This window comes from Streptomyces sp. NPDC059668 (assembly GCF_042734135.1).
In the GTDB taxonomy this organism is placed as follows: Bacteria; Actinomycetota; Actinomycetes; order Streptomycetales; family Streptomycetaceae; genus Streptomyces.
Genome location: NZ_JBHWEL010000017.1, coordinates 109,161 through 134,839, shown reverse-complemented (window position 1 = coordinate 134,839; position 25,679 = coordinate 109,161). Strand labels below are relative to the sequence as shown.

The window sequence follows — 25,679 nt, the reverse complement described above, 5'->3', positions numbered from 1 at the left end:
GGTCGGGTCGGGTCGGGTCGGGTCGGGTCGGGTCGGGTCGGGTCGGGTCGGGTCGGGTCGGGTCGGGTCGGGTCGGGTCGGGTCGGGTCGGGTCGGGTCGAGTCTGGTCGAGTCTGGGCGGGTCGAGTCTGGGCGGGTCGGATCGGGCGGATCGGGCAGCGGGATGACGAGTCGGGCCCGGGGGCTCGTACACGTCACGACGGAGATGCCGCGTCCGACGGAATCCCCTCGCGCGGCCCAACCGTTCCGAGGGCCGTCCTTACCCGATCGTGTGAAACTCCCCCGCTGTGCCTGCGGCAGGAACCCGCTCCGGGTGATCGTTCTCCGGGGGCGTGACGGGCCCGCCGTGCACGGTCCGTGAGCGAAGGGTGTGACGGTGGCGGTCGACGGGGTGCGCGAGTCCGCGCGGGCGGGTCGGGTGGTGCTGTGGGAGGAGTCTCCGCGGGACGGGGCGCAGGCCAAAACCCTGATGACGGCCGACTTCCGGGTGCGTCTGGCCTGTGCCCAGGGGCGGATCTTCGGGGCGGACGGCCCCCGGCACGTGGTGTTCGCCGCCGGGTTCCCCGCCGTGTGCGCGGAGGAGTTCGAAGCCGTCCGGCAGGTGGCGGTGGAGGCCGGGGGGACGGTGAGCGTGTCCGCGGTGTGCCGGGGCACCGCCGGTGACGTACGCCAGGCCCTGGCCGCGGTCCGGGGCAGCGCGCACGCCAGGATCATGGTCATCGTGCCCGCGTCCGAGGCCATGGCCCAGGTGATGACCCACGGCTCCGCCGAGCGGGCGTTGACCGCCGGCGCTTCGCTGGTCGCGCAGGCCAGGGACACCGACGACGAGGTGGCCGTCGATGTGTGTCTGGCCGACGCCTCCCGGGCCGATCACGCCCTGACCGGCGAGCACGCCGCGCGGATGACCGAGGCCGGCGCCGGGGTGGTGGTGCTGGCGGACACGGTCGGCGACCAACTGCCGCAGGACGCGGCGGCCATGTTCACCGCCGTACGCCGCCGTGCGGGCGACGACGTGGTGCTGGCCTCGCACCTGCACAACGACCTCGGCCTCGCTCTGGCCAACACCCTTCAGGCGCTGCGGGCCGGCGTCCGGATCCTGTCCTCGTCCTGGCTGGGCATCGCCGAGCGCAGCGGTATGGTCGCCACCGAACAGCTCCTGTTCCTGCTCGCCTACCGCCCCGACCGCACCCGTGAACTCCTGGGCGACGGCCGCGCCCCGTGGTGGACCGCGCCCGACCTGACCCTGCTGCCCGGCATCGCCCGCATGGTGGCCGCGGAGACCGGCGCGCCGCTGGGTGTGACCACACCGATCGTGGGGGACGGCGTCGGCACCATCTCCACCGGCACCCCGTTCGTCCATCCCCGTCTGTTCGAGCCCTACGACCCCCGCGCGCTCCTCGGCATCGAGCCCCGCGTGGTCCTCACCCATCTCGCGAGCGCCCGGGTGATCACGGCCGTCGCCGCGCGGCTGGGACACCGGCTAGACCCGGACCGGACACGCACCGCGCTCGCCTGGGTGAAGTCACACGCCTATCGGCAGGGACACGCGGTGATCGACGAGGGGGACTTCAGCGACCACCTAGCCGGCCTGACCGTCCCCACCGCCCGAACCCCGCGATGACCGCGCCGCGGAACGCCGACGTCGACGCCGTACGCGCGAGCCTGTCCCTGGGCCGGGCCGCCGTACTGCCCAATCCCGCACCCCTGACCTTCGTCGTCGCCGCGACCACGGCGCACGCGGTCAACCGGGCCAAGGGCCGGCCCGTCGACCAGCCCGTCGCCCTGTGGACCCATCACCCGCGCACCACCGACCTCGTCCTGCGGGCACTCGACCTGGCACCGCACGCGGCCGCGGCCGCCCGCCGGCTGCTGGCCGACGAACGTGTCACGGTGCTGGCCCCGCTGCGCCACGACCACACGCCACCCGGCTGGCTGGACCCGGCCACCCAGGACGGCTGGACCCTGCTGTTCGGCGCCCGCTGGAGCCCCCTGCGGGCGGTCCTGGACGAGCACCCCGTCCTGTACGTCAGCAGCGCCAACCGCACCGGCCGGCCACCGGCGCCGACCGCGGTCCAGGCTCGCGCCATGTTCCCCGAGGGTGTTCCCGTCCTCGACCCGGCCGCGCTTGCCGGCACCACCCCGGACATCCCGGGCTCCCCGCCTCGCGCGGCGACCACCACCCTCCGTCTGCACCCGGACGGCCGCCTGGAACTGCACCGCTCCGGCGCGCAGGACGCGAAGCACCCCGACCCCGCCGCCTACCTGCGCCACCTGCGCGCCACCGACCGAGGTGGGCACAGGGCGCCTTGACGCGTGCCCGTGGACAGCCGACGGCGGTGACCGGGTACGGGCCGGCCGCGACGGCCCGTGGCGGCGCGCCTGTGCCGGTCAGCTACAGGTGAGGACCCACAGGAAGACGTCGACCGCCCGCAGCAGGTCTTCCGTCTCCTCGGTCTGGATCCGCAACGCGTCCGGTACGTGGGCCAGTTCCCAGGAGGACGGGTCCGCGGGCTCCCGCGGGCCGGCCGCCCACAGTCGCCCCAGCTCGTCCGCGCTCGTCCGCAGTGCGTCGCACGCACGGGCCGTGGTCACGAGCACCTGTGCCAGCGGGCCGGGGCCTCCGTGGCTGTCGCGCGGGAGTGTGTCGGCGTCGGTGGACAGCGCGTCGGCGAGGGCGACCAGGCGTGCGGCCCGCGTCAGGAGGCCCGACACCCGGCCTCCGGGGGCGGCGCGTTCGTCGTCCGGTTTCCGGTCCGGACCGACGCGCGCCCAGGTGGACCGCTCACGGGCGGTGGGCTGCCACGCCCCCCGCTCCCGGAGGTCGTCCGCCCGCCCCATGGCCTGACGTGCCAGGACGAGGGCCGCAGACCAGTCGCCCCGGTCCCAGTCGGGTGTCGCCAGCACTTCCCGGACCCGGTAGCCGAGCGTCAACCGCACTCCGGCGGCGCGGGGTCCGGGGAGTTCGGCCTCGATGTGTGCCCGCAGTACGTGCCCGACCCCGGCCACCGCCTCGGCGCTGCCGACCCCGACGCCGCCCTTCCTGGCGGCGTCGGGCAGGGGGCCGGCCGCCAGGGGCACGGCCGCGGGGTCGCAATGACGCAGGGTGTCGGCCAGGAGAACCTCGTCGACCAGGATCCCGGCGTCGTGGGCGGTCCGCCAGAGCAACAGGGCCACGGTGTGCGGGCCGCTTCCCCAGGGCCACTTGGCACGCGGACCGAGAGGCGCGCGGAACCCCCGGGATGCCGGGGCGCCGAAGCCGCGCTCCTGCTCCTCGTGCCAGGCGACCAGCACGCCCCCCTGATGGCAGGCCCGCTCCCACGCCCCGCAGCCGTACGCGGCCCGGTGCCCCGACTCCCACCCGTCCACGTCAGCGTCCATGTTCACGTTCACGTTCACCGGACGAACCGTACCGGGGCCCGCCGGCCCCGGAGGCCGATCGCGGATCCGCGCCGCTGCCCGCCGGCGTGCCCCGGGAACGGGGTGAACCGAACGCCGCCGAAGTGGAGTTGGCCCGGCCCTGCCGCCAGGCGGGGCGCCCCGCTTTACTGTCCGGTGTGGCCGTGGGCCCGGATCACGGGGCAGACGCACCCACCGGGGGACGCGGGCCGGTGGCGAGCGGCGGACGGGGGCATGCGATACGGCGGGAGCGGGTGCCGGCGCTCATCGGCGTGGTCTCCGTACGGGCCCGCGTGGGCGCTCGCCCGCGCGGTGGGCCCGCTGCTGAACCGCCCGGAGGATCACGTCGACCCGGCGCCCCTCTGGCACGCGGCGGCGGAGGCCGCCGACGCCCTCGACGACGACCCGCGCCGGGTCCGGGCTGTTGCAGGTGTCGTACGCGTGCCGCAACTCCGGAGCGGTGACGGCGGCCCTGGACCCGGCGACGCGGGCCCTCGCGGTCGCACAGCGGCCGGGCGGCCGGCCCGCGCTCGCCGAGGCCCTGCTGTGTCACGGCGAGGCGCCGCGGGATCTGTACCGCTTCGACGAGGCGGCGCGTGCGCTCACCCGGGCGGTGGGTGGTGGAGAGCACGGCGGTCCGGCGCCTCGGGCGTCACCGGTTCGCCCCGGGTGACACCCGCGTGCCGTCCCCCGTGCGTCGGTCCGGTGTGTCAGACATCCTGTGCGGCGAAGCCGTACCGCCACGACGTGCGCTCGGGTTCCCATCCCATCGAGCGGGCCCGTTCGTTGGAGGCGCCCCTCGCTCCGTTCTGCCGTCCTGTCCGCGTCTCGGGTGCGGGCACGCCGAGGGCGGCGGCCAGGACCGGCAGCCAGTGACGGCCCTCCGCAGGCTCGTCGTCCACGATGTTGACCGGCCCGGACGGCCAGTCGAGGGCGGCCACGGTGGCCCTTGCGGCGTCGGCGACGTGCACGAACGAGGTCACCGAGCGATCCGCCTCCAGGTTGGCGAGAAGACGCGCGTCCGGGTCGCCGGCCAGGGCCGCGGCCACGGCGCCACCCGGTGCGTACCAGGTGCCGGGGCCGTACAGGATGCCGTAGCGCAGTGCCACTCCGGTCCCCATCTCGGCCACGGTCTCCTCCAGTGCCCGGATGCCGTCCACCATCCCTCCTCGGGGCTCGGCCGCGCCGATGTCCAGCGGTTCGGTCTCGTCGGCCGGGGTCTCTCCCGGTACGTACGCCCAGGAGATCGACTGGGCGACGATCCGTTCCACTCCGGCGGCCCTGGCCGCGTCCACGAGATTGCGCGTGCCCTCGCGGCGCAGCCGGTTGGTCGTCTCCCCGTCGGCGTCCGACAGGGCGGTGAGCTGGTGGATCACCGCGTCCGGGGCGGTCGCGGCCATCACCCGTCGCAGGCCGTCCCTGTCGAACGCGTCCGCCTGGACGGCGGACGCGCCCTGCCGTCGTACTCGCTCGGCCCCTTCGGGGGTGCGGGAGACTCCCGTGACCTGATGTCCTTCTTTCAGCAGCAGGGGGACGAGAAGTCGGCCCACCGCGCCGGTCGCACCGGCTACGAGGATGTTCATGGACGAATCAGTCCTTTCGGTCGTCAGGGTTTTCATCTTGTACGGACACGGTTGAGGCGGGGACGGTCGCCCGGTCCGACACGCGCAGGGCGGCGTGCCTCTCCATGGCGAGGGCGGGGACACCGTCCTCGTTCGACGGGTCGGTGCTCGCCGCCACCCGCGTCGCACCTGCCGGAAGCCGGGACCGGAGCCCGAGCCGGACCCGGAGCCTGCCGAGGAGGCGGTCGAGCCAGGCGCCCAGCGCGGCTCCCAGGACCGGTGCCACCAGATAGATCCACAGGTCCTCCGTCCGGCCGGCGAGTACGGCGGGCCCGAACTGGCGGGCCGGGTTGGCCGAGCCCCCGCTGCGGGTGCCGAGGAGTGTGATCACCAGCGCGACGGACAGTCCGATGGCGTACGGCAGAAGACGCGCGAGGCGGGTGTGGGCCAGGAGGAACCCGACCACGAGGACGATGGCCGCCATGCCTCCCGCCTCGGCGAGAAAGACGGACGAGGACGGCCAGCCGGGCGCGGGCCGGATCGCGGCGTAGTCCACCGACGGGAGGGTGACCGGACGCCCCCACACGAGACGTGCGAGCCCTGTCCCCGCGGCGGAACCGGCGAGCTGGGCCAGCACGTAGGGCAGGACGCCGCGTCCCGGGAAGGCGCCCATCAGCCACAGGGAGACCGTCACGGCGGGATTCATGTGTCCCCCGCTGCGCCTGCCCTGCGGGGTCAGGATGAGCAGGGTGAGGACGGTCCCGCTGAAGGCACCGATGACGGTGATCGCGGTGTCGAGGTCGGCGACGCAGAACGCGGAACCCGGGTCGCGCAGCCACCGTACGGCCGTCACCGCGACGAAGAGCAGGACGGTGGCGAGCACGAACTCGTCGACGGCACGGGCCGGCGGGAGCCGCCGCGCGAGGGAGGGATCGGTACTCATCATGATCTCCTTCACGCGTACCGTTTTCACGGATCGCCACGTTTGTTTCGATTGATGTGGTTCTCATGCGTTTCGTTCGTGTTCACGACTGCAACGCTAGCCCTCCAATGGCACTGGAGTAGGGTCCATTCCCGTGACTGATTCCCAGACCAATTCGGGGCCCGGCTCGCCCTCCGGACCCGGCGCGGACCCCGGCACCGACCTCCATCTGGATCTGGAACCGCGCGGCCGCGGACTGCGCGCCGGTCTCACGAACGCGCTCCGTGAAGCCGTGCGTACGGGGCGGCTGGCGCCCGGCACCCGGCTGCCACCGACCCGCTCGCTCGCCGCCGATCTCGGTGTCTCCCGCAACACCGTCACCGACGCCTACGCCGAACTCGTCGCGGAGGGCTGGCTCACCGCCCGGCAAGGCTCCGGGACCCGGGTGGCGGAGCGGGCCGAGCCGAGCCGCGCCGAGACCGCCGCCCCTCGCGCGCGACCGGCCCGGAAGGGTCCTGCGTACGGCCTGCGTCCCGGGTCGCCGGACCTCGCCAACTTCCCCCGCGCGCAGTGGCTCACCGCCGCCCGCCGCGCCCTGACCGCGGCACCGCACGACGCCTTCGGCTACGGCGACGCCCTCGGCCAGATCCGTCTGCGCACCGCCCTCGCGGACTATCTGGCGCGGGCCCGCGGGGTGTTCGCCGATCCGGAGAGGATCGTCGTCTGCTCCGGCTTCCACCACGGCCTCGCGCTGATGGCACGCGCGCTCGGGGCACGGCGGGTACGGGCGGTGGCCGTCGAGTCGTACGGACTCGACCTCTATCGCGACCTGCTGACCGAGGCCGGCCTGCGCACGCCGTCCCTCCTCGTCGACGAACACGGCGCGCTGACCGACGACTTGGAGCGGATGGAGGGCATCGGCGCGGTCCTGATGACCCCCGCCCACCAGTACCCGACGGGGGTCGCGCTGCGACCGGACCGGCGCACGGCGGCTGTCGAGTGGGCGCGGCGCACGGGCGGGCTGATCCTGGAGGACGACTACGACGGGGAGTTCAGATACGACCGTCAACCGGTGGGCGCCCTCCAGGGCCTCGGCCCGGACCGGGTGGTGTACTTCGGCTCGGTGAGCAAGTCACTGGCGCCCGGGGTGCGGTTGGGCTGGATGGTCCTGCCGCCGGAACTGGTCCCGGAGATCGTCGCGGCCAAGGGGTACGGCGACTACATGTCGAGCGCGCTCGAACAGCTCACGCTCGCCGAGTTCCTGACGTCGGGCGCCTACGACCGTCATGTGCGCGCGATGCGTCTGCACTACCGGCGCCGCCGCGAGCAACTGGTCACGGCCCTGGCCCACAGGGCCCCCCACGTCCACGTGCGGGGCATGGCCGCCGGGCTGCAGGCGGTCGTCGAACTCCCCAGCGGAACGGAGCAGTCGGTGACGCGGGAGGCGGCGCGGCGGGGCCTCGCGGTCAGCGGGCTCGCCGAGTTCCGCTACGAGACACCGGAGTCCGGCCGGCGGCTGCCCCGCCAGGACGCGCTCGTCGTGAACTACGCGGCGCCCCCGGACAGCGCGTGGAAGGGCGCGCTGGACATCCTGTGCGGGGTGATGCCCTAGACCTGTCGCGACGCGTCTCCACGCGTGCACGACGCATCTTCACGTGTCGCGCGTACGGCGACGCGATGCGGTCCATCGCCGGGCAGTGCCATGGATGACCGTGAACGGCCCTGAACGGCCTTGACCGACCTCGTCGTTGGGTGGACTGCCGCGGGCCGCCCCGAGCGGTCGGGGTCCGCGGGCCGGGCCGTCACCGTCGCCGTCCCCGTCCCCGTCCCCGTCCCCGTCGCCGTCCCCGTCGCCGTCCCCGTCGCCGTCGCCGTCGCCGTCTGCTCATCGTCGCGCGACGACGGATTCCTCCAGGTGGGCGAAGACGTCGGCGGCCGCGTCGGCGACAAGGAGCAAAGCGCTCAGGGGCACCGGCAGGAATCCCTCCTTCTCCATCCGGCGGAGCTGGAGCGTCAGACCGTCGTAGAACCCGGCCGTGTTCATCAGCACCACGGGCTTGTCGTGCAGGCCGTGCTTCCTCAGCTCCAGGACCTCGGTCACCTCGTCCAGGGTGCCCAGGCCGCCCGCCATCACGACCACCGCGTCCGCGCGGGCCAGCAGCAGGGCCTTGCGTTCGGCGAGATCGTCGGCGAACACCATCTCGTCGGCGTCCCGCCGGGCCCACTCGCGCAGGAAGGCGACCGACACCCCCACCAGCCGCCCTCCGGTCTCCCGCACGCCGTCGGCGACGACCTTCATCAGGCCGGTGTCGGAGCCGCCCCACACCAGGGTGTGACCGCCCTTGCCGAGCAGTTCCGCCAGCTCGCGGGCCGGCCGGGTGTAGCGCTCGTCGAGGTCCGCGGCGGAGAGGAAGACACAGACGTTCATCGTGGTGGGAGCTGCTGCCGTCATGGCCCTGACCCTATGCACCGGACGCCCCGGCGATGGGGCCAATTCCCGGGTGACGGACGGGACCAATCCGCTGTCGGGTCCGCCGCGGCAGGGCGGTGCGACGGGGTGCGCGCGGCCGTCCGGGCGCCGCGGTGGCCTGCGGACCGGCGGCTTCCCGGGTGCGCGGGCCGGCTCCCGCACCCCCGCTTGCATGCTTCACACAGGTTTCTCATAAGGTTAGGCTCGCCTAATAATTCGCACGTGCATCACAGCTAGGAGCCCGTCACATGTCTCTTCGGCGCCGCGGCACAGCCGCAGTCGCTCTCGCCGTCGCCGCCGCGCTGTCGCTCGCGGCGTGCGGCGGTGACTCCTCCGGGAACGGGAACGGCAGCGCCTCCGCGCGGGCCGGGTCGGGCGCGAAGGACTCCAAGTCGGTGGCGAAGGGCGGCAAGGACTTCGCGGACGCGGCGGAGAAGACGGCCGCCCTGGGCACGGACGCCAAGGCGGGCCAGTGGCCGCGCACGGTCAAGCACGCGATGGGCAGCACCGAGATCAAGGCGCGCCCCGAGCGCGTGGTCGTGCTCGACGTCGGCGAGCTCGATAACGTTGTCTCCCTCGGTGTGAAGCCGGTCGGCCTGGCCCCGACCGAAGGCTCGCCGGAGCTGCCGTCGTACCTGAAGAAGGACGCGGGCGACCCGAAGAACATCGGCACCATCAACAGCCTCAACCTGGAGGCGATCGCGGCGCTCAAGCCGGACCTGATCCTGGGCAGCCAGCTGCGCGCGGCCTCCTCCTACGACGAGCTGTCGAAGATCGCGCCGACCGTCTTCTCGATCCGCCCCGGCTTCACGTGGAAGCAGAACTACCTCCTCAACGCGGCCGCGCTGGACAGGACGGCGCGGGCCGAGGCGAACCTCGCCGCGTACGAGAAGCGTGCGAAGGCCCTCGGCGACAAGCTCGGCACCCACAAGCCGACCGTGTCGATGGTCCGTTACCTGCCCGACGGCGTCATCCGGCTCTACGCCAACGACTCCTTCATCGGCACGATCCTCAAGGACACCGGCATCCCCCGCCCGAAGAACCAGGACATCGCGGACCTGGCGGCGGAGATCAGCCCGGAGAACATCGACCAGGCCGACGCCGACTGGATCTTCACCGGCGTCTACGGCGACGCCAAGGCCACGGACAAGAGCAAGGCGCAAGCCAACCCGCTGTGGAAGAACCTGAAGGCGGTCAAGGACGGCCACGCCCACGACGTGCCCGACGAGACCTGGTACCTGGGGCTCGGCGTCACCGCCGCGAACGCGGTGCTCGACGACCTCCAGAAGTACCTGACGGCCTGAGAACAGAGTCCGAGAACAGAGAGCGAGCGCGGCGCATGTCGCCACCCGATCCCACCCGCCGCCGGACCGCCCTGCTGCTGGCCTGTACGGCGATGCTGCTGGCCGCCGTCCTGCTGAGCCTCGCCGTGGGCAGCCGTCAGATCGCACCGGGCGAGGTGGTGCGGGCGCTGCTGCACGGCGGCACCGGCGACGACGCCCAGGTGGTGCGGTCGTTGCGGGTGCCGCGCACCGTCATCGGCGTGCTGGCGGGCGCCGCGCTCGCGCTCGCCGGGACGGTGATGCAGGGCGTCACCCGCAACCCCATCGCGGAACCGGGCATCCTCGGTGTCAGCCAGGGCGCGTCGGTGGGCGTGGTGTGCGCGATCGCGTTCTGCGGCGTGCACACGCTCGACGGCTACGTGTGGTTCGCGTTCGCGGGCGCGGCGCTGGCGGCGGTCGGTGTGTACGCCGTCGCCAGCGGCGGCCGGGGCGGCGCCTCACCGGTCAAGCTCGCGCTCGCGGGCGCGGCCATGAACGCCTTCCTCGCCTCGCTCGTGTCCGGGATCGCCACCACCGACGCCCGTGCCCTGGACGAGTTCCGCTTCTGGCAGGTCGGTTCCCTCAGCGGGCGCGGCACCGAGGTCATCGGCCAGATCTGGCCGTTCCTGCTGGGTGGTCTTGTCCTGGTCGCGGCGACGGCCCGGGGACTCGACGCCCTCGCGCTCGGCGACGACGCCGCCAAGGGCCTCGGCCACAACGTCGGTCTGCTGCGCGTGCTCGGCGCGCTGGGGGCGACCGTGCTGACGGGAGCGGCGGTGGCCGCCGTCGGCCCGATCGCCTTCACCGGCCTCGCCGTTCCGCACATCGCCCGCGCCCTGGTCGGCACCGCGCACCGCTGGGTGCTGCCGGTGGCCGGGCTCCTCGGGCCGGTGATGATCCTCGGTTCGGACGTGCTCGGCCGTATCGTCTTCCCGCCCTCGGAGGTACCGGTGGCCGTCATGACCGCCCTGATCGGCGTGCCGTTCCTGATCGCGCTGGTGCGGCGCCGCGCGGTGGTGCCCGCGTGAGCCCCGCGGACCGGGCACACCCCATGAGCCCCGTGAAGCGCACCGGGACCGTCGGAGGCCGGGCGGCCGTACGTCCCGCCGGGTACGCCGTCCTGCGCGGGGGACGCGCCAGCTTCCTCGTGCACCGCAGGGCGGTCGTGGTCGCGACGGCGCTCGCGGCACTGCTCGCCTGCGCGGTGGTGGCCTACCTGTGCGTCGGCGAGTCCTTCGTCGCACCGGAGGAGGTCGTCCGCGTGCTGTTGGGACGGCCGAGCCCCGACGAGCTGGTGGTGGGCACCCTGCGCCTGCCGCGACTGGTCGTCGGGCTGCTGGCGGGGGCCGCGTTCGGCGTGGCGGGCGCGCTGGTGCAGACCGTCGCGCGCAATCCGCTGGCCAGTCCCGACGTCATCGGCGTCACGCACGGCGCGGGCGCGGCGACCGTCGCCGCGATGAGCTTCGGCGCCGTCGGCCAGGGCGCGCTGCCGTACGTCTCCGTCGCCGGCGGTGTCGCGGCGGCCCTGCTGGTGTACGCCTTCGCGTGGCGGGGCGGGCTCAACTCCTCACGCTTCGTGCTGGTCGGCATCGGCGTGTCGGTCGCGCTCGGCTCGCTGACGCAGCTGTTCCTCACCAAGGGCGACTATCTGGTGGCCCAGCAGGCCAAGGTGTGGCTGACCGGGTCCCTCAACGGCCGCGGCTACGAGGAGGCGCGCCCCCTCGCGCTCGTGCTGCTGATCGGCGTCCCGGTGGCGCTGTGGGCGGCGCGCGCCCAGCGCGGCGCGTCCTTCGACGACGACACGGCCACCGCCCTCGGTGTGCGTCTGGACCGGGTCCGTCTCGGTCTGACCGCGTTCGGCGTCGTCCTCGCGTCGGTGGCGACCGGCGCCGCGGGACCGGTCGACTTCGTCGCGCTGCTCGCCCCGCAGATCGCGCGCCGGCTCACGCGCACGGCGCAGATCCCGCTGCTGTCCTCGGCGTTGGCCGGCGCGCTGGTCGTCGTGGTCGCGGACCTGCTGGCCCGCCGTCTGTTCTCCCCGATCGAGCTGCCCGTCGGCGTTCTCACCGCCGCGGTGGGCGCCCCGTACCTGATGTGGCTCATCGTCCGTACCCGCAGCCGTACCGGAGGCATCTCCTCATGAGCCGTCCGCCCGTCAGCCGCCTGTCGGCCCACGACCTGACCCTGGCCTACGAGGACCGCACCGTCGTCGAGGGGCTGGACCTGGAGATACCCGACGGCCGGGTCACGGTCGTCGTCGGTCCGAACGCCTGCGGCAAGTCCACGGTCCTGCGGGCGCTGGGCCGCCTCCTGAAACCGCGCGGGGGTGCCGTCCTGCTGGACGGCGCCGAGCTCGCCCGGGTCCCCGCCCGCCAGATCGCGCGGACCATCGGGGTCCTGCCGCAGTCCCCCACCCCGCCGGACGGCATCACCGTCGCCGACCTCGTCGCCCGCGGCCGCCAGCCGCACCAGAGGTGGTGGCAGCAGTGGTCGGAGGCCGACGAGCGGGCCGTCACCGACGCGCTGGAACGCACCGACACGGCCGACCTCCACGACCGGCCGGTGGACGAACTGTCCGGGGGCCAGCGGCAGCGGGTGTGGATCGCCCTGGCCCTGGCCCAGGACACGGATCTGCTGCTCCTCGACGAGCCGACGACGTACCTGGACATCGCGCACCAGGTGGAGGTCCTCGACCTCGTCCGCAGGCTCAACCACGAGCGCGGCCGCACCGTCGTCGCCGTCCTCCACGACCTCAACCAGGCCGCCCGCTACGCCGATCACCTCGTGGCCATGAAAGCGGGCCGCGTCGTCGCCCAGGGCCCGCCGGCCGAGGTCGTCACCGCCGAACTGGTCCAGGACGTCTTCGGTCTCTCCTGTGTCGTCGTCCCCGACCCGGTCACCGGCGGGCCGCTCGTGGTCCCCGCCCGGGTGTGGGAGGCGCGGGCGCGCTGACCAACGGACCGGCCGCGCGGCGGGGGCACGGCCGCTGCCGCCGTCAGCCAACGCGCCGTCCGGCGGACGCCGGCCCGTCGTGCCCGAGGACACGGAACGGCAACTCCCCCGCGAGCGGCCCGTTTTTCGTCCCGCCGGGGGTACACGGGCGCCGAACACCACTGGAGAGCGGCGTCAGGAGTGCCATGCGTGTCAAGGTCGGATACTTCAGGACCAGGTCACTCAGGCGACGCCTGCGCCGCTGCGCCCGTGAGGTGTTCGGCTGGGAGAGCCTGCGTCCGTCGCAACTCGACGCCATGACAGCCGTGATGGCGGGGCGCGACACCATCGTGGTGATGCCGACGGGTGCGGGGAAGTCGGCCGTGTACCAGGTGCCGGGTGTGCTGCTGGAGGGGCCGATCGTCGTGGTCTCGCCCCTGATCGCGCTCCAGCGGGACCAGGTCGCCCATCTCGCCCGTATCGAGGGGTCCGGCGCCTTCGCCGTCAACTCCGCGCAGCGCGCACGGGACAACGAGGCCGTCTGGGAGCGCGTACGCGAAGGCGGCCTGGACTTCCTGTTCGTCTCGCCCGAGCAGCTCGCGAAGGACGAGGTGGTGGAGCAGATCGCCGCGGCCGCTCCCGCGCTGATGGTGGTCGACGAGGCGCACTGCGTGTCCTCGTGGGGATACGACTTCCGGCCCGACTACCTCTCCCTGGGCCATGTCCGCGAACGCATCGGCCGGCCCCCGCTCCTCGCCCTCACCGCGAGCGCGGCGGCCCCCGTACGGGCGGACATCGTGGAGCGGCTCGGCATGCGCGACGCGTACGAGGTGGTCGCGGGGTTCGACCGCCGCAACATCACGCTGGAGGTCGTACGGCACCGGGAGAACGCGGGGAAGCGGCGGTGGGTGGTGGAACGGGCGGCGGCCGAGGCCAAACCGGGCATCGTCTACGCGGGAACGCGGCGGGAGGCCGAGGAGTACGCGCAGGAACTGTCGGCGCTCGGATTCGACAGCGCCGCCTACCACGCGGGGCTGCCGGCGGCTGAGCGCTCCCGGACCCATGACCGCTTCCAGGAGGGCGGACTCGACGTGGTCGTCGCCACTTCCGCGTTCGGGATGGGCATCGACAAGCCGGACATCCGCTTCGTGCTGCACGCGTCGGTGCCGGGTTCCCTCGACACCTACTACCAGGAGATCGGACGGGCGGGCCGCGACGGAAAACCGTCGAAGGCGATCCTCGCGTACCGGCCCGAGGACCTAGGCGTGCAGCGGTTCCGGACGGGCGCGCACCCCGACCCGGAGGCGCTGGGCGGGCTGATCGACGCGGTGCGCGAGCATCCGGAACCGGTCACGGCGACCGGGCTGCGCGAACGTACCGGGCTGTCCCAGACGCCGCTGACGTCGATGCTGCACCTGCTGGAGGAGGCCGGAGCCGTGACGACGCGCAAACGCGGCGGCGTTCGGGCGGTGCCCGGGGCGCGGCGGGACGTCTGCGTCCGCGAGGCGATGCGGATCGCCGCCTCCCGTGTCGATCTGGAGCGTTCCCGGGTGGAGATGATGCGGGCGTACGCGGAGACGAACGGCTGTCGCCGGCGCCACATGCTCGGGTACTTCGGCGAGGCACTGGCAGAGGGCGGCTGCGCGGGCTGCGACACGTGCGCCCGTACACAGGAGGTGAAGGAGGCCCCCGTCCGGACCGGAGACATCCTTTCCGGTACCGGCCCCGCCCCGCTCGGACCCGTGGCGGCCGACGGCGCCTATCCGCCCGGAACGCGGGTGGGACACACCGCGTGGGGCGAGGGCGAGGTGATGAGCGAGGAGGGGAACAGGATCACGGTGCTGTTCGAGAGCGTGGGTTATCGCACCCTGTCCCTCCCCGCCGTCCGGGCACGAGGTCTGCTGACGCCGGTGCCGTCCGCCGAGCCGAGGAGCTGACGCCGTCCCGGTGTCGTCGAAGGTCATGTGAACCGGGCGGGATCACCTGGTGCTTCGCGCCGTCGCCGGAGACCCTCACCGAGGGGACCGGCCTGCTCGCGCCGCGTACCCCGCCGCCGGCCTCCGGCGCCGTCCGGGGCCGCCCGGAGGTCTGCGTCCCGCCCCGGACGGCCGCGGCGCGGGATGCGCGCCACGAAGGTGCCGCGGCGTTCCGGCACCAGGTGCCCGCCCGCTCTCCGGACCCGCGTCGTGCCGGAAGCCGGTGGTGACCGCCTCGCGCGGCCACCACCCCCACATCGAAGGGCGTTCGGCGTCCGGCGGACGACGTGTCTACCGGGCCGTGTACACGTCCTCGACGTAACGCCCCTGGGTGATCAGGCCGTCGAGCCAGCGTTCCGCGTCCTCGCCGGGGGCCCGCTCCGCGTACAGGGCCCGGAAGGCGCTCCGCACGCCCGGTGCCATGCGTGAGCCGTCGCCGCACACGTACACCCGGGCCCCGGACTCCAGCAGGTCCCACACCTCGTCCGCCTCGGCGGCGATCCGGTGCTGCACGAAGCCGGCGCCCCCGGCGGGGGCCGTGCTGAAGGCCGGGCGCAGGGAGACCGCTCCGGCGGCCTCGGCGGCCCGGAGCTCCCCGGCGTGCAGATAGTCGGCGTCCGGGGCGTCGCAGCCGAAGTAGCAGAGCGCGGGCGGAAGCTGTTCGCCCGCCCCCAGCCGGGCGAGGCGGTCGGCGACGGCCGCACGGAACGGGGCGAGTCCGGTGCCCGCCGCGATCATGACGGCCGGTGCCGAGCCGTCGATCCGGAAGGCCTCCCGGCACGGCTGGACACGGGCGAGCACGGTGTCGCCGGGCTTGACGGCGTTCAGGTAGCCGGAGCCGACCCCTGTGTACGTGCCCCCGCCCGAGCGTGCCGGCGCCTCCAGCAGGGAGACCATCAGGTCGGCATGGGCCGGATCCGTGACCGGCGAGGAGGAGACCGAGTAGGAGCGGGGGCGCAGCGGGGTGAGGAGGTCGAGCAGCGCGGGCCAGCCGAGCGCGCCGCGCAGGGCGGGGTGTGCCTCGATCACCTCGGTCAGGGTCCGGGGGTCGGCCGCCGGTGTCCCGGAGGCCGCGGCGAGGGCCGCGAGAGCGGCGCGTTCCGGCGGGCACGGGTTGGCCGCGGCGAGGGCGGACAGCTGGCGGGCGGTCGGACGCGTCTGCAACTCGACCTGGTGGGTGAGGAGATGACGGGCCGTCACGGGACGGTCCACCACCGGGCCGTCGCGGTGGGTGCGGCCGGCCCGGATGTCGAGGAGCGTGTCCAGGTCGAGGCCGAGGGCGGTGGCGGTCCGCGCGACGAGGACCGGGTCGTTGACGGGGAGCACCGTGAGGTGGTCTCCGCTGCGGTAGGAGGTGCCCTCCGGCAGGGCCAGGCGGACGAAGCGCTTGGTGCGCGGGTACCCGGGCGCGGTGAGGTCGTACGCGTCGGTGACGGTCATGGGGACCAGGCCGTGGCGTGCGGCGAGGGCGTCCAGCGGGCCGCCGGTCAAGGCGCGGACCTCGTACGCCGTCGTGGGCTCCGCCGCGTCCGTGGGGGGTGTGGCGCGCGGGTCGCCGTGGCGCTCCAGGAGGGCGGTGCGCAGCCGGGCGGTGAAGGCGCGGACCGTGCCGGTGAGGTCGCCCGAGGCGTCGGCCGCCGTGCGCTCCAGGAGCCGGGTGCCGCCGCGTTCCGCGAGGCGTTCGTCGATGCGTGTGGGAACGTGCTGGTAGGTGGCGGCCCAGTTGCGGTCGCCGACACCGAGGACGGCGTACGTCACTCCGGCGGCCTGCGGATCCGCCTGGAGCCAGGCCTCGAAGGCGGTGGCGTCGTCGGTGGGCCGGCCGTTGTAGGACGCGGCGGTGATGACGACGGCCCGGTCGGTGGGCAGGCCGCCGGCGTACGCGTCCAGGGGTGCCACCTCGGTCGCGCAGCCGATCGCGGCGGCCTCCTCGGCGAGCGAGGCGGCGAACTCGCGGCAGGTGCCGTAGTTGCTGCCGTGCAGGAAGAGAACGCGGGTGCCGGGGTGCACCCGGGCGGGCAGGGACCGTGCGTCGGCCGGGGTCCGTCCGGGGGTCGGGATGACGCCGGGCAGTGGCGGGTGGACGCGGTCCGCTGCGGTGCGCGGGGTGAGGGCGAGGGTGAATCCGTCGGGCTTGAGGGTGAGCGTCTCCTTGACCGTCAGCGCGTAGTCGGCGTGGTCGTGCAGCCGGTAACGGTGGACGAGCATGGCCAGCAGCATGGTCGCCTCGTGCAGCGCGAACTGCCGCCCGATGCAGGCGCGTTCACCGGTGCCGAACGGCTTGAAGGCGTGCGGTGGGCGCGTGGCCTCCGCCTCCGGGGTGAACCGGTCGGGGTCGAACAGCTCGGGGTTGTCGCCCCACACCGGTTGACGGTGCAGCATCGGCGCCAACACGGTGACCGGCTGACCGGCCCGCACCGGGATGCGGCCGCCGAGCAGCGTGTCCTCGCGGGCGTGCCGGCTGAACGCGGCGGCGGTCGGCCACAGCCGCAGCGCCTCGTTCAGGACCTGTCGGGTGTAGGTGAGGCGCCCGATCTCGTCGAACGTGGGCTCGGGGTCCGCCGTGTCGCCCCAGAGCGCGTCGGCCTCACGTTGTACGAGGTGGAGCACGGCGGGGTGCTTGGTCAGGTGGTGGAGCGCGAAGGACATCGCGCCGGAGGTGGTCTCGTGTCCGGCGATCAGGAAGGTGATCACCTGGTTGCGGATGTTGGCGGTGTCGAGCGTGGTGCCGTCGGCCGGGTGCTCGGCGGTGAGCATCAGCCCGAGGAGATCGTCGGCCTCGTCGCGCCCGGTCGTGCCCCGTCCGGCGGCGACCCGGGCGGCGATCACGTCGTCGACGACCCGCGCGAGGTGGTCCGCGTCCGTGCGGAACGCCGCGTCCGCCGCCGCGTGGTCGCTGCCCGGTGTCCTGCTCAGCCGGTTCATGCTCCACTCCAGACAGCGGACCATGGACTCCACGAAGGGGTGCGGTTCGTCGCGGCCGAAGGAGCCGAAGTCGTAGCCGAACCCGGCGAGTCCGATGGTGTCGAGCGTCATCCGGGTCATGTCGTCGGGGACGTTCACGGGCCGCCCGTCGCGGGCTCCGCGGTCCCAGGACTCGATCAGCCGGCGTGCCACGCGCAGCATCACGGGGTGGTAGGTGCGCATCGAGCCGAGCGCGAAGGCGGGCATCAGGATGTCGTGCGCCTTGGCCCAGTTCGGCTCGTCGTTGTACGCGGTGAAGAGGCCGTCGGCGGCGAACTCCCGGACGTTCTCCAGCGCGGGCCCGACCGCCTTGGCGAAGCGCGTCTCGTCCGCCAGGTCGGTGACCAGGTCCAGGTCGCTCACGAACAGCGCGTCCCGGCCGTGCAACCGCCGTACGAGCACGGGACCATGACGGCGCATCAGGCCCATCATCTGCTGGAGCGGGGTACGGCCGGGGCCGAACTCGGAGATGTCGACGACCGGTACGCCGGAGGGGGAATCCGTGGGCCACAGGTCGGCGGCCTGCCGGTCGGTGGGCTGCGGCTCGGTGGGCTGCGGGTGCGCGGTGGGGGGCATGGCGCGACAACTGCCTTTCGCGGTACGGAGGTCCTGCCCGTCCAGCTTGGTCCCGGCACCCGGCGCGACCGCACCGGATCACTGCATGATTGTGTAGTCACCGGGGCCGCGAGGTGCTTGCCACGGCCCGACCGGGATGGCAGGAGGCGCGGATGGACGCGGTGGTGTGGCGCAACCGGGCGATGACCCTGTTCGACCGCATCCCGATGCCGGTCGCGGTCTGCGACGTGTACGGGGCCATCGTCCTGGCCAATCCCGCGATGGCGACGGAGTGGGGCCCTACGCCGAGCGGTCTGCGGGGACGAGACGTGCTGGAACTCTTCCGCCCGCAGGAGCCCCTCCAGATCGAGCGGATCGCGCAGGCACTGCGACTGCGCCATCGCTCGCGCTATCCGGTGGCGGTGCGCTGGGACGCGGCCGACGGCACCCGGCGCGCCGGTGAACTGACCGCGGACCCGGTCAGCGACTCCACGGAGGCGAGCACCGCGCTGCTGGTGACGGTACGGGTGCTCGGCGAGTGCCCCGACGCACGGCGGCCGCCCGGGCGGTGGGCCTCCACGGCCGAGGCGCGTGTGCTGGAACTGCTCGCGGGGGGCGCGACCACGGCGCGGGCCGCCCGGGACACGGGCCTGACCGTGGACGGCGTCAACTACCACCTGCGGCGCCTGTCCGAGCGCTGGGGAGCCGCCAACCGTACGGAACTGGTCGCCCGCGCCTACGTGCTCGGCGTGCTGGCGCCGGGGGTGTGGCCCCCCACCGCCGTCCCCGTGCCCTGAGGTGTGCGGCGCGGGGAGCTGCCGCCCGGCCCCACCGCCCCTGGACCGGATCGTCCCGCCTCCGCCCGCACCGGCCGGTGCGGGAGCGGACTTGCCGCTCCCGCACGGCTCCGTAGAGCCGGACGGGTCGGCATGGATGAAGCAACGGGATGAAGCCCGGACCCGTTCGGACGCGCTTCGGCACGTCCGCTCGCTCGGTCGGACCGCTTTGGCTTGTGTGAGTCCCGACATTCCGGTAGGCCCCACGACGCCCTCCCAGGGTGCGCGGCGGTGTGCTCCGGACACCCGTTCCCGCAGGAGGTTTGGTGAGATCGTCACATTGGTGTGCGAGTCTGGCGGCGGTGGGAGGCCTGGCCGGTTCCCTGGTGATGGGCGCCTCCGTCTCGTCGTCCGCGGTGCCCGCGGACAGGGACGGCGGCCGTCCCGGTGCCGGCACGCACGCCTGGCCCGTCAACCCGGCGCCCGCGTCGGCGGGTTCCTCCGCCCAGCGGAAGGCCGTACTCGGCGGGTCGGTCCAGCCGCGGGTGTGCAGGGGGCTGGTGCCCGCTCCCCTCGTACCCGCGCTGCGCCCGTACTTCTTCTGCGGTGACTGGCGGCTGGGCCCCCGTTGGCTGCCGACCCAGGGAGCCCTGGGACACATCCTGTACAGGTACGACCGGCTCGGCGGCCTCACGGCCGTGCGCTTCCTGGACCGGTGGTGGGACCCCTCCGCCGACTCGGGCCAGGGCGACTGGCGTTACCCGCCGGACGACGGTTACACGCACAGGAACCAGACGGTGCTCGCCGCTCCCTACAAGCTCCGCGTGGGCCAGAAGGTGGACCGTTTCGGCGCCGAGGCGGGCCGGTTCCTCGCCCCCGTGGGCACCAAGTACGGGAAGCGGTCGATCCCGCCGTCGAGCCTCAACACCATGGACCCGCGCTACCCGTACGACTACCACGTGTACAAGGTGCGCAAGAGCGTGACGGTGTGCGCGGGGAAGACCGCCCCCGGGTTCGAGCAGCCGGGCCTCGGCGTCCAGTACGTGACGTCGAGCCAGTTCTGTCCCGGCATCCCGCGGACCACGGTGGGCGACCTGGTGCGCAACGGCACCCTGGCACGGGTCAACAGGTACTAGTCCCGCCCTCGGGCCACCACGCAGGATCCCGCCGAAGCCGGGCCCGGTCGTCTCCGGGCCGGGCTTCGGCCCTGATGAAGGACTTGACGCCATGGACCGGTTCGAGCTGTGCCAGGCCCTGCGTGCGGCCGGGGTCCCCTCCGCGTACTACGAGATCCCGGACTGCCCCGGCGAGCATCGCGCGGCGGACCGCTACTTCCTCGAAGAACGTGACGGGGAGTGGCTGGTGGGCGTCCACGAGCGGGGACGGCGAGAGGTCTTCGAACGGTTCACCGACGAGGCCCGGGCGTGCGCCTGGCTCTACGAGCGGCTCGCCGACCAGGGACCGGCCCCCGGATCCGGTCAGCCGCACGGTACGGCGGGATGAGCCGAGTCCGCACGCCGGCCTCGGGCCGCGGACCGCGGTTCGTCGGCGACCCCGGCACCGGAATCGCGGCGGGGATCGCGCCCACGTGACACCACGGGCGTCCTCGCCTCCGCCGGACGGCCGGCCCGGCCCGGCACCTACGCCCGGACGTGTTCGACGGCGCCGTGCTCGATGAGGCTTCTGGCGCAGTCGAGTACGGCCTCGCGGGCGGGCCGGGGCTGCCAGCCGAGGACCCGCGCCGCCTTGTCCGTGCTGTGGCGGTTGCGGCGACCGAGGGCCGGCGTGATCTCGCGCAGCGACGGGTCCCGGAACCGGGCCGCGAGCCGGACCGCGAAGTCCGGGACCTGCCGGGTGGAGACCCGGCGGCCGTCGGCGCCGAGGCCGTCGCGCAGGATGCGGGCCATCTCCGTCATCCAGGTGAACTCCCCGGTGGCGAGGAAGCGTTGACCGGCCGCGTCCGGCGACGTCATCGCCCGGATGTGGACGTCGACGAGATCACGGACGTCCACGATCTCCAGTCCGATCCGCGGGATGCCGGACATGGCGCCGGAGACCATGCGTCCGACGATGCCGACGGAACCGATGTTGGCCGTCGTGAGGATGGGTCCGAACACGGCGCCGGGGAGCACGGTGGTCAGTTCGGTGGGGCCCGGGTGGCTGTCCACGAAGTCCCACGCCGCCCGCTCGGCGAGCGTTTTCGCGCGGCGGTAGGGGATCAGGGTGGGGTCGTCGGGGTCGGTCCACAGCGTCTCGTCGGTCACGCCCTCCGTCGCGTAGGACGACGGGCTCGCGGCGTTCGCCGCCGAGGTCATCACCACGCGTCCGACCCCGGCCCGGGTCGCGGCGCGCAGCACCCGCAGCGCGCCGTCGCGGGCCGGGGCGATGAGCGCGTCCGGGTTTCCCGGGGCGGCGCCGCCGAGCGGGGAGGCGACGTGCAGTACGCGGTCGACGCCCTTGACCGCGGCGTCCCAGCCCTCGTCCGCCGTGAGGTCCGCGACGGCGAAGCCGAGGCGGCCGGCGGGATCCACGACGGTCGACACGGCGTCGACGACGGCCTGCCTCTTCCCCTCGTCCCGTACGGTCGTGCGCACTTCGTAGCCGCCGCGCAGCAGCTCGGCGATGCACCAGCCGGCGATGTAGCCGCTGCCACCGGTCACCAGAACCACTTCGGCCATGGCCGTTCTCCGCTTCGTCAGGTGGGTGTGGGAAAATGAAACGGAAGCCCCTCCGTTACGGCTTCGAACGTACCGGAAGCCCTTCCGTTTCGCAATCCGCACCCGAACGGACCACTGACACCCGTGAACTCGCTGCCACCGAAGCCGACGCGTTCCGACGCCCGCAGCAACCGGGCGCGCATCCTGGCCGCCGCCACCGAGGCGTTCTCGGCCTCCACCAGCGCCTCCATGACCTCCATCGCCAAGCAGGCCGGGGTGGGCGTCGGAACCCTGTACCGGCACTTCCCGACCCGGGAGGCCCTCGTCGTCGAGCTCTACCACCAGGAGATCCAGAAGCTCATCGACCTCGCCCACACCCTGGCCGGCTCGCTCCCGCCGCTCGCGGCCCTGCGCGGCTGGTTCGAGGAGGTCGCCCGGTACGGCCAGCTCAAGTACGGAGTGGCCGAGGTGATCCACGCCGCGACCAACGGCGGCCTCGACGACGAGCACTACGAACCCTTCCTCGGCGCGATCACCGCCCTGCTCGACGCGGGCGCCGCCGAGGGCACGCTGAAGCCGGGGACGGACCCGGAGGACGTCCTCCTTCAGCTCAGTGTGCTGTGGCGGATCCCCCCGGGGGCCGGCAGCCAGGAACGGGCCGCGCGGATCCTCGACCTCGTCGCCGACGGCCTCCGCACCCGGCCGCCGGAATCCGCCTAGGACCTGGCAGGATCAGCGCCTCGCGTGCACGCGTCCGGGACGACCGCCGACACGGCCGAGTCCGTCCCGGACGGCCACCCCCGCCCGGCCGATCCCGACCGGTACCGGGCACCGGCCGGGGGCATGCCCCGACCGGCCCACGCGCCCGCCCGGAGTCACGCCCCGCCCTCGACGGTGAGCACGATCTTGCCGCGGTGCTCCCGCCGCTCCAGACGCTCGTGCGCGGCGCGTGCCCGCTCCAGGGGGAACACCGCCTCGACCGGCACCCGGTACCGGCCCGCCGCCACCCGTTCGGCGAGTTCCCGCAGGTCCGCGCGCGGGTCGTAGCCATGGATCTGGAGGTTGGTGAGCTGGAAGCCGAGGATCGACGCGTTCTTCGGATAGAAGTCGCGGGTGTCGACGACGCTCGGCTCCAGGGCCACGTTGGCGAGGGCGACCACCCGCCCGCCGTGGCCGACCTCGCGCAGACTCCGCCCGAAGGCGGGGCCGCCGACGGTGTCGAGGACGATGTCCGCACCGCGCCCACCGGTCAGCCGCAACACCTCGTCCACCTCGGCGTCGTCGGGGTGCGCGGAGGTGTCGAGGGTGTCCTGCGCACCGAACCCGGCCGCCCACGCGGTCTTCTCCGGTGAACCCGCCGACGCGATGACACGGGCGCCGGCTCCGGCCGCGATCTGCACGGCCGCGCTGCCGACCCCGCTCGCCGCGGCCTTCACCAGGACGGTGTCGCCCTCGGTCACCTCGGCCAGCCGGAGCAGGCAGTACCAGGCGGACAGCCACGCCACGGGCAGGGTGGCGGCCTGCGTCAGCTCGACGCCCTCCGGGAGCACGGTCACCCGCTCGGCCGGTACGACGACCAACTCGGCGTAGAAACCAGGTGCGTTCACCCCGTCCAGGGCCATGACCCGCTGTCCGGCCCGGACCCCGGTCACCCCCTCCCCCACGGCCTCCACGACGCCGGACGCCTCGACGCCCGGGATCAGCGGCGGCCGTCCTGCCCGGTGGTACACCCCGGCCCGCACGAGCGCGTCCGCCCGGTTCACCCCGGCCGCCGCGACCCGAACCAGCACCTGACCGGGGCCCGCGACCGGGTCCGGCACCTCCACCGGGACCAACACCTCGGGCCCGCCGAACTCGTCGATCCGCACCGCACGCATACCGCACCTGCTCCCTCGGGAAATCGGGACGTACCGGAGCACCCCGCGCCGGGCGGGCGCGTACCGTGACACCGGTTGAAGTGGTGTCACTCTGCGACACCTCATGAACTGGTGTCAAGGCGTTAGACTCGGGCCATGCCCGCAGCCCCCGCCTCCGCCCCCGAGCCGCAGACGGCGTTCCCCTTCCTCGGCGGCCGCCCCGCCCTGAACTTCGTCGCCACGCTCGGCAAACGGCACACCACGCCGCTCGAACGGCTCCCGGACCCCGAGGCCCTCGCCCGCTGGATCACCGAGGCGGGTCTGCACACGGGAGCGGACGACGGGCCGGTGCGGATCAGCGAGGCGGACCTCGGCGGCGCCCGCACGCTGCGCGAGGCCGTGTACCGCCTCGTGCGGGCCGCGATGCTCGAACAGACCCCGGACCCGGACGACGTCACGCGGGTGAACGAAGCGGCGGCCCTGCCCGATCTCGCGCCCCAGTTCGCCGACCCGTACGACGGACCGCGCCCGGTCCTGTGCTGGACGGCCGCGCGTCCCGGCCCCGCGGCCCTCGCGACCGTGGCCAGGGACGCCGTCCTCCTGATCGGTGGCCCCCTGCTGGGAAGGATCAAGGAGTGCGAGAACCCCACATGCTCACTGCTCTTCCTCGACGACTCCCAGGCCCGCCGGCGCCGCTGGTGCTCCATGGACCGCTGCGGCAACCTCGCCAAGGTGGCCGGCTACCGGTCCCGCGGACGCGCCGCCTCCGCCCGATGAAGGCGCCCACCCGATGAAGGGGCCCACCCCGTGAAAGGGAGGGCGCGCGAGGCGGCGCATCGCTGACCCCCGCGTGTCGATCTTCGGTGCGTCGGCGGGGCAGATCAGGGAAGGGGCCGGGCGAGGACAAATTTGGCCTCAATGCGGACAGTTACGGCCCTCGATCAGCACGTTCGGTACAGGGGCGAAAGGGGAAAAGGCCAAGGATGCGAGACGTACGTGGTGTGTGGGCCGTGGTGGGGCCACAGTTCCGGAAGTGGCACCAGGAACCCGTGGTCGTCCAGTCGGTACGGTCGGCCGCGGCGGCGAGCATCGCGTATGTGATCGCGGTCCGGCTCAGCCCCGAGCCCGCGCCGCTCACCGCCCCGCTGACCGCGCTCCTCGTCGTACAGGTCACGCTCTACTCCACCCTCACCACCGGCATCCGCCGGGTGAACTCCGTGGTGGCCGGCGTCATGGTCGCCATCGGCTTCAGCCTGCTCGTGGGGCTGACCTGGTGGAGCCTGGCGCTGCTCATCCTCGCCTCACTGGCCGTCGGCCATCTGGTCCGGGTCAGCGAGTTCGTGCCCGAGGTGGCGATCAGCGCCATGCTCGTCCTCGGCGTGACCCGGGTCGGGGACACGGCCTGGGCCAGGGTCCTGGAGACGCTGATCGGCGCGGTGGTCGGGCTCGGCTGCAACCTGCTGTTCGCTCCCCCGGTGTGGGTGGGCGCGGCCGGCCAGTCCATCGAGGACCTGGCTCGGCGCGTACGCCAGTTGATGCTGCGCATGGGGGAGGAGGCGGCGGGCCGCACCCCCGTGGAGCACGCCACCGCACGGCTGCACGAGGCACGGCGCCTGGACCACGACATCGTCGGGGTGGACGCGGCACTCCGGCAGGCCGAGGACAGCCTGAAACTCAATCCCCGCGTCCGTGAGGGCCTGCTGCACCGGATCGTGCTGCGCACCGGACTCGACACGCTGGAGATCTGCACGGTGGTGCTGCGGGTGCTCGCGCGCACCCTCACCGACCTGGCCAAGGAGCGCGATCCCGAGCCCCTGTTCGAACCGCAGGTGGGTGCGGTGCTGGAACAACTGCTGAGCGAAGTCGCCGACGCCGTGGTGAGTTTCGCCGTCCTGGTGACCACGGACGTCAGCCACAACGCCGAGTCGGCGGAGACCCGGCTCGCCGCGGAGCTGACCACGGCGTCGGCGACCCGCGACAAACTCGCCCAGCTGCTGCTCGACGGGGTCCAGCGGGACGCCCGTCAGTGGCATCTGCACGGCGCCGTCCTCACGGAGGTCAACCGCATCCTGGACGAGCTCGACACCGAGCACCGGTCACGGCGCCTGATGGAGGAACTCGACCGCGGCGCGCGTGAACAGCGCGAACGCCGCCCGCACCTCACGCGTCTGCGCGACCGATTGCGCGTCCCGCTGCCGCCGCGCCGGAACCGGAACCGTCCGGCGGCCTCGCGGCGTTCTATGTGAAAGGCCCGTGCCACGCCGGGGAGGTGCGGCGCCGACGACCAGGGGG

Annotated in this window: 22 protein-coding genes; 15 read left to right on the top strand and 7 right to left on the bottom strand. The window is 73.6% G+C overall.

Annotation, left to right across the window (positions count from 1 at the left end):
* The first annotated feature begins 376 nt into the window (after nt 1-376).
* Entirely contained in the window at nt 377-1,621 is a 1,245-nt protein-coding gene (locus tag ACFV2J_RS15690; protein WP_385091933.1) for a 2-isopropylmalate synthase, read from the top strand.
* Nucleotides 1,618-2,310 carry a hypothetical protein gene (locus ACFV2J_RS15685; protein ID WP_385091936.1) on the top strand — a complete coding sequence of 231 codons (693 nt, stop codon included), beginning with the start codon at nt 1,618-1,620 and terminating at the stop codon, nt 2,308-2,310. The genes ACFV2J_RS15690 and ACFV2J_RS15685 overlap by 4 nt, the downstream gene beginning before the upstream one ends.
* Before the next feature lie 78 nt (nt 2,311-2,388).
* Here ACFV2J_RS15685 and ACFV2J_RS15680 read toward each other — a convergent pair whose 3' ends face one another.
* Nucleotides 2,389-3,396, bottom strand: coding sequence for a hypothetical protein (locus tag ACFV2J_RS15680; RefSeq protein ID WP_385439094.1), 1,008 nt, complete (start codon nt 3,394-3,396; stop codon nt 2,389-2,391).
* Nucleotides 3,397-3,826: 430 nt separating this feature from the next.
* Between ACFV2J_RS15680 and ACFV2J_RS15675 the strand changes: the two genes are divergently transcribed.
* Nucleotides 3,827-4,069: a hypothetical protein gene (locus tag ACFV2J_RS15675; protein ID WP_385091942.1), complete on the top strand. Its 243-nt coding sequence runs from the start codon at nt 3,827-3,829 to the stop codon at nt 4,067-4,069.
* Nucleotides 4,070-4,106: 37 nt separating this feature from the next.
* Here ACFV2J_RS15675 and ACFV2J_RS15670 read toward each other — a convergent pair whose 3' ends face one another.
* Both ACFV2J_RS15670 and ACFV2J_RS15665 read right to left on the bottom strand, forming a co-directional pair.
* Nucleotides 4,107-4,979, bottom strand: coding sequence for an NAD-dependent epimerase/dehydratase family protein (locus tag ACFV2J_RS15670; protein ID WP_385091945.1), 873 nt, complete (start codon nt 4,977-4,979; stop codon nt 4,107-4,109).
* A gap of 7 nt (nt 4,980-4,986) precedes the next feature.
* A complete protein-coding gene (locus ACFV2J_RS15665) occupies nt 4,987-5,904 on the bottom strand; it encodes an MIP/aquaporin family protein (protein WP_385439091.1) in 918 nt (305 codons plus the stop codon).
* A 130-nt stretch (nt 5,905-6,034) separates the two neighbouring features.
* Between ACFV2J_RS15665 and ACFV2J_RS15660 the strand changes: the two genes are divergently transcribed.
* Nucleotides 6,035-7,492, top strand: coding sequence for a PLP-dependent aminotransferase family protein (locus ACFV2J_RS15660; RefSeq protein WP_385091951.1), 1,458 nt, complete (start codon nt 6,035-6,037; stop codon nt 7,490-7,492).
* Between the two features lie 273 nt (nt 7,493-7,765).
* Here the strand turns inward: ACFV2J_RS15660 and ACFV2J_RS15655 are convergent, their stop codons facing one another.
* A complete protein-coding gene (locus ACFV2J_RS15655) occupies nt 7,766-8,308 on the bottom strand; it encodes a TIGR00730 family Rossman fold protein (RefSeq protein ID WP_385091960.1) in 543 nt (180 codons plus the stop codon).
* 290 nt (nt 8,309-8,598) lie between these two features.
* Between ACFV2J_RS15655 and ACFV2J_RS15650 the strand changes: the two genes are divergently transcribed.
* From ACFV2J_RS15650 to ACFV2J_RS15630, 5 genes are all read left to right on the top strand, one after another.
* Nucleotides 8,599-9,654, top strand: coding sequence for an ABC transporter substrate-binding protein (locus tag ACFV2J_RS15650; RefSeq protein WP_385091954.1), 1,056 nt, complete (start codon nt 8,599-8,601; stop codon nt 9,652-9,654).
* A 35-nt stretch (nt 9,655-9,689) separates the two neighbouring features.
* Entirely contained in the window at nt 9,690-10,700 is a 1,011-nt protein-coding gene (locus ACFV2J_RS15645) for a FecCD family ABC transporter permease (protein ID WP_385439087.1), read from the top strand.
* Between the two features lie 23 nt (nt 10,701-10,723).
* Nucleotides 10,724-11,815: a FecCD family ABC transporter permease gene (locus tag ACFV2J_RS15640; RefSeq protein WP_385098228.1), complete on the top strand. Its 1,092-nt coding sequence runs from the start codon at nt 10,724-10,726 to the stop codon at nt 11,813-11,815.
* On the top strand, nt 11,812-12,624 hold the full coding sequence (locus ACFV2J_RS15635; RefSeq protein ID WP_385439082.1) for an ABC transporter ATP-binding protein: 813 nt from the start codon (nt 11,812-11,814) through the stop codon (nt 12,622-12,624). Before ACFV2J_RS15640 ends, ACFV2J_RS15635 begins: the two co-directional genes overlap by 4 nt.
* A 185-nt stretch (nt 12,625-12,809) precedes the next feature.
* Nucleotides 12,810-14,540: a RecQ family ATP-dependent DNA helicase gene (locus tag ACFV2J_RS15630; RefSeq protein WP_385097732.1), complete on the top strand. Its 1,731-nt coding sequence runs from the start codon at nt 12,810-12,812 to the stop codon at nt 14,538-14,540.
* 330 nt (nt 14,541-14,870) lie between these two features.
* On the opposite strand, the gene ACFV2J_RS15625 is transcribed toward ACFV2J_RS15630, so the two are convergent.
* Nucleotides 14,871-18,119, bottom strand: coding sequence for a cytochrome P450 (locus ACFV2J_RS15625; RefSeq protein WP_385095733.1), 3,249 nt, complete (start codon nt 18,117-18,119; stop codon nt 14,871-14,873).
* Nucleotides 18,120-18,271: 152 nt separating this feature from the next.
* Between ACFV2J_RS15625 and ACFV2J_RS15620 the strand changes: the two genes are divergently transcribed.
* From ACFV2J_RS15620 to ACFV2J_RS15610, 3 genes are all read left to right on the top strand, one after another.
* Nucleotides 18,272-18,895 (top strand): PAS domain S-box protein, encoded by a 624-nt coding sequence (locus ACFV2J_RS15620; protein WP_385095736.1) that lies wholly within the window; start codon nt 18,272-18,274, stop codon nt 18,893-18,895.
* A gap of 305 nt (nt 18,896-19,200) precedes the next feature.
* Nucleotides 19,201-20,010 (top strand): TNT domain-containing protein, encoded by an 810-nt coding sequence (locus tag ACFV2J_RS15615; RefSeq protein WP_385439076.1) that lies wholly within the window; start codon nt 19,201-19,203, stop codon nt 20,008-20,010.
* A gap of 91 nt (nt 20,011-20,101) precedes the next feature.
* Nucleotides 20,102-20,377, top strand: coding sequence for a hypothetical protein (locus ACFV2J_RS15610; RefSeq protein ID WP_385439074.1), 276 nt, complete (start codon nt 20,102-20,104; stop codon nt 20,375-20,377).
* Between the two features lie 137 nt (nt 20,378-20,514).
* Here ACFV2J_RS15610 and ACFV2J_RS15605 read toward each other — a convergent pair whose 3' ends face one another.
* On the bottom strand, nt 20,515-21,552 hold the full coding sequence (locus ACFV2J_RS15605; protein ID WP_385439071.1) for an NAD-dependent epimerase/dehydratase family protein: 1,038 nt from the start codon (nt 21,550-21,552) through the stop codon (nt 20,515-20,517).
* A gap of 123 nt (nt 21,553-21,675) precedes the next feature.
* On the opposite strand from ACFV2J_RS15605, the gene ACFV2J_RS15600 reads away from it, so the two are divergent.
* Nucleotides 21,676-22,251, top strand: a complete 576-nt coding sequence (locus tag ACFV2J_RS15600; RefSeq protein ID WP_385090374.1) for a TetR/AcrR family transcriptional regulator — start codon at nt 21,676-21,678, stop codon at nt 22,249-22,251.
* 155 nt (nt 22,252-22,406) lie between these two features.
* Here the strand turns inward: ACFV2J_RS15600 and ACFV2J_RS15595 are convergent, their stop codons facing one another.
* The gene (locus ACFV2J_RS15595) at nt 22,407-23,408 is read right to left on the bottom strand and encodes a zinc-binding alcohol dehydrogenase family protein (RefSeq protein ID WP_385090371.1); all 1,002 of its coding nucleotides are present in this window, start codon (nt 23,406-23,408) and stop codon (nt 22,407-22,409) included.
* A 135-nt stretch (nt 23,409-23,543) separates the two neighbouring features.
* On the opposite strand from ACFV2J_RS15595, the gene ACFV2J_RS15590 reads away from it, so the two are divergent.
* Together ACFV2J_RS15590 and ACFV2J_RS15585 are read left to right on the top strand one after the other, a co-directional pair.
* Nucleotides 23,544-24,164 (top strand): CGNR zinc finger domain-containing protein, encoded by a 621-nt coding sequence (locus ACFV2J_RS15590; protein ID WP_385090369.1) that lies wholly within the window; start codon nt 23,544-23,546, stop codon nt 24,162-24,164.
* Nucleotides 24,165-24,370: 206 nt separating this feature from the next.
* The gene (locus tag ACFV2J_RS15585; protein WP_385090366.1) at nt 24,371-25,633 is read left to right on the top strand and encodes an FUSC family protein; all 1,263 of its coding nucleotides are present in this window, start codon (nt 24,371-24,373) and stop codon (nt 25,631-25,633) included.
* The last annotated feature ends 46 nt before the right edge of the window (nt 25,634-25,679 follow it).

Bases quoted from the DNA above. Each gene is read 5' to 3' on its own strand.
- ACFV2J_RS15685 (WP_385091936.1), top strand. From the start codon at position 1,618: ATGACCGCGCCGCGGAACGCCGACGTCGACGCCGTACGCGCGAGCCTG.
- ACFV2J_RS15670 (WP_385091945.1), bottom strand. From the start codon at position 4,979: ATGAACATCCTCGTAGCCGGTGCGACCGGCGCGGTGGGCCGACTTCTC.
- ACFV2J_RS15665 (WP_385439091.1), bottom strand. From the start codon at position 5,904: ATGATGAGTACCGATCCCTCCCTCGCGCGGCGGCTCCCGCCGGCCCGT.
- ACFV2J_RS15655 (WP_385091960.1), bottom strand. From the start codon at position 8,308: ATGAACGTCTGTGTCTTCCTCTCCGCCGCGGACCTCGACGAGCGCTAC.
- ACFV2J_RS15650 (WP_385091954.1), top strand. From the start codon at position 8,599: ATGTCTCTTCGGCGCCGCGGCACAGCCGCAGTCGCTCTCGCCGTCGCC.
- ACFV2J_RS15645 (WP_385439087.1), top strand. From the start codon at position 9,690: ATGTCGCCACCCGATCCCACCCGCCGCCGGACCGCCCTGCTGCTGGCC.
- ACFV2J_RS15640 (WP_385098228.1), top strand. From the start codon at position 10,724: ATGAGCCCCGTGAAGCGCACCGGGACCGTCGGAGGCCGGGCGGCCGTA.
- ACFV2J_RS15635 (WP_385439082.1), top strand. From the start codon at position 11,812: ATGAGCCGTCCGCCCGTCAGCCGCCTGTCGGCCCACGACCTGACCCTG.
- ACFV2J_RS15630 (WP_385097732.1), top strand. From the start codon at position 12,810: ATGCGTGTCAAGGTCGGATACTTCAGGACCAGGTCACTCAGGCGACGC.
- ACFV2J_RS15625 (WP_385095733.1), bottom strand. From the start codon at position 18,119: ATGCCCCCCACCGCGCACCCGCAGCCCACCGAGCCGCAGCCCACCGAC.
- ACFV2J_RS15620 (WP_385095736.1), top strand. From the start codon at position 18,272: ATGGACGCGGTGGTGTGGCGCAACCGGGCGATGACCCTGTTCGACCGC.
- ACFV2J_RS15610 (WP_385439074.1), top strand. From the start codon at position 20,102: ATGGACCGGTTCGAGCTGTGCCAGGCCCTGCGTGCGGCCGGGGTCCCC.
- ACFV2J_RS15605 (WP_385439071.1), bottom strand. From the start codon at position 21,552: ATGGCCGAAGTGGTTCTGGTGACCGGTGGCAGCGGCTACATCGCCGGC.
- ACFV2J_RS15595 (WP_385090371.1), bottom strand. From the start codon at position 23,408: ATGCGTGCGGTGCGGATCGACGAGTTCGGCGGGCCCGAGGTGTTGGTC.
- ACFV2J_RS15590 (WP_385090369.1), top strand. From the start codon at position 23,544: ATGCCCGCAGCCCCCGCCTCCGCCCCCGAGCCGCAGACGGCGTTCCCC.
- ACFV2J_RS15585 (WP_385090366.1), top strand. From the start codon at position 24,371: ATGCGAGACGTACGTGGTGTGTGGGCCGTGGTGGGGCCACAGTTCCGG.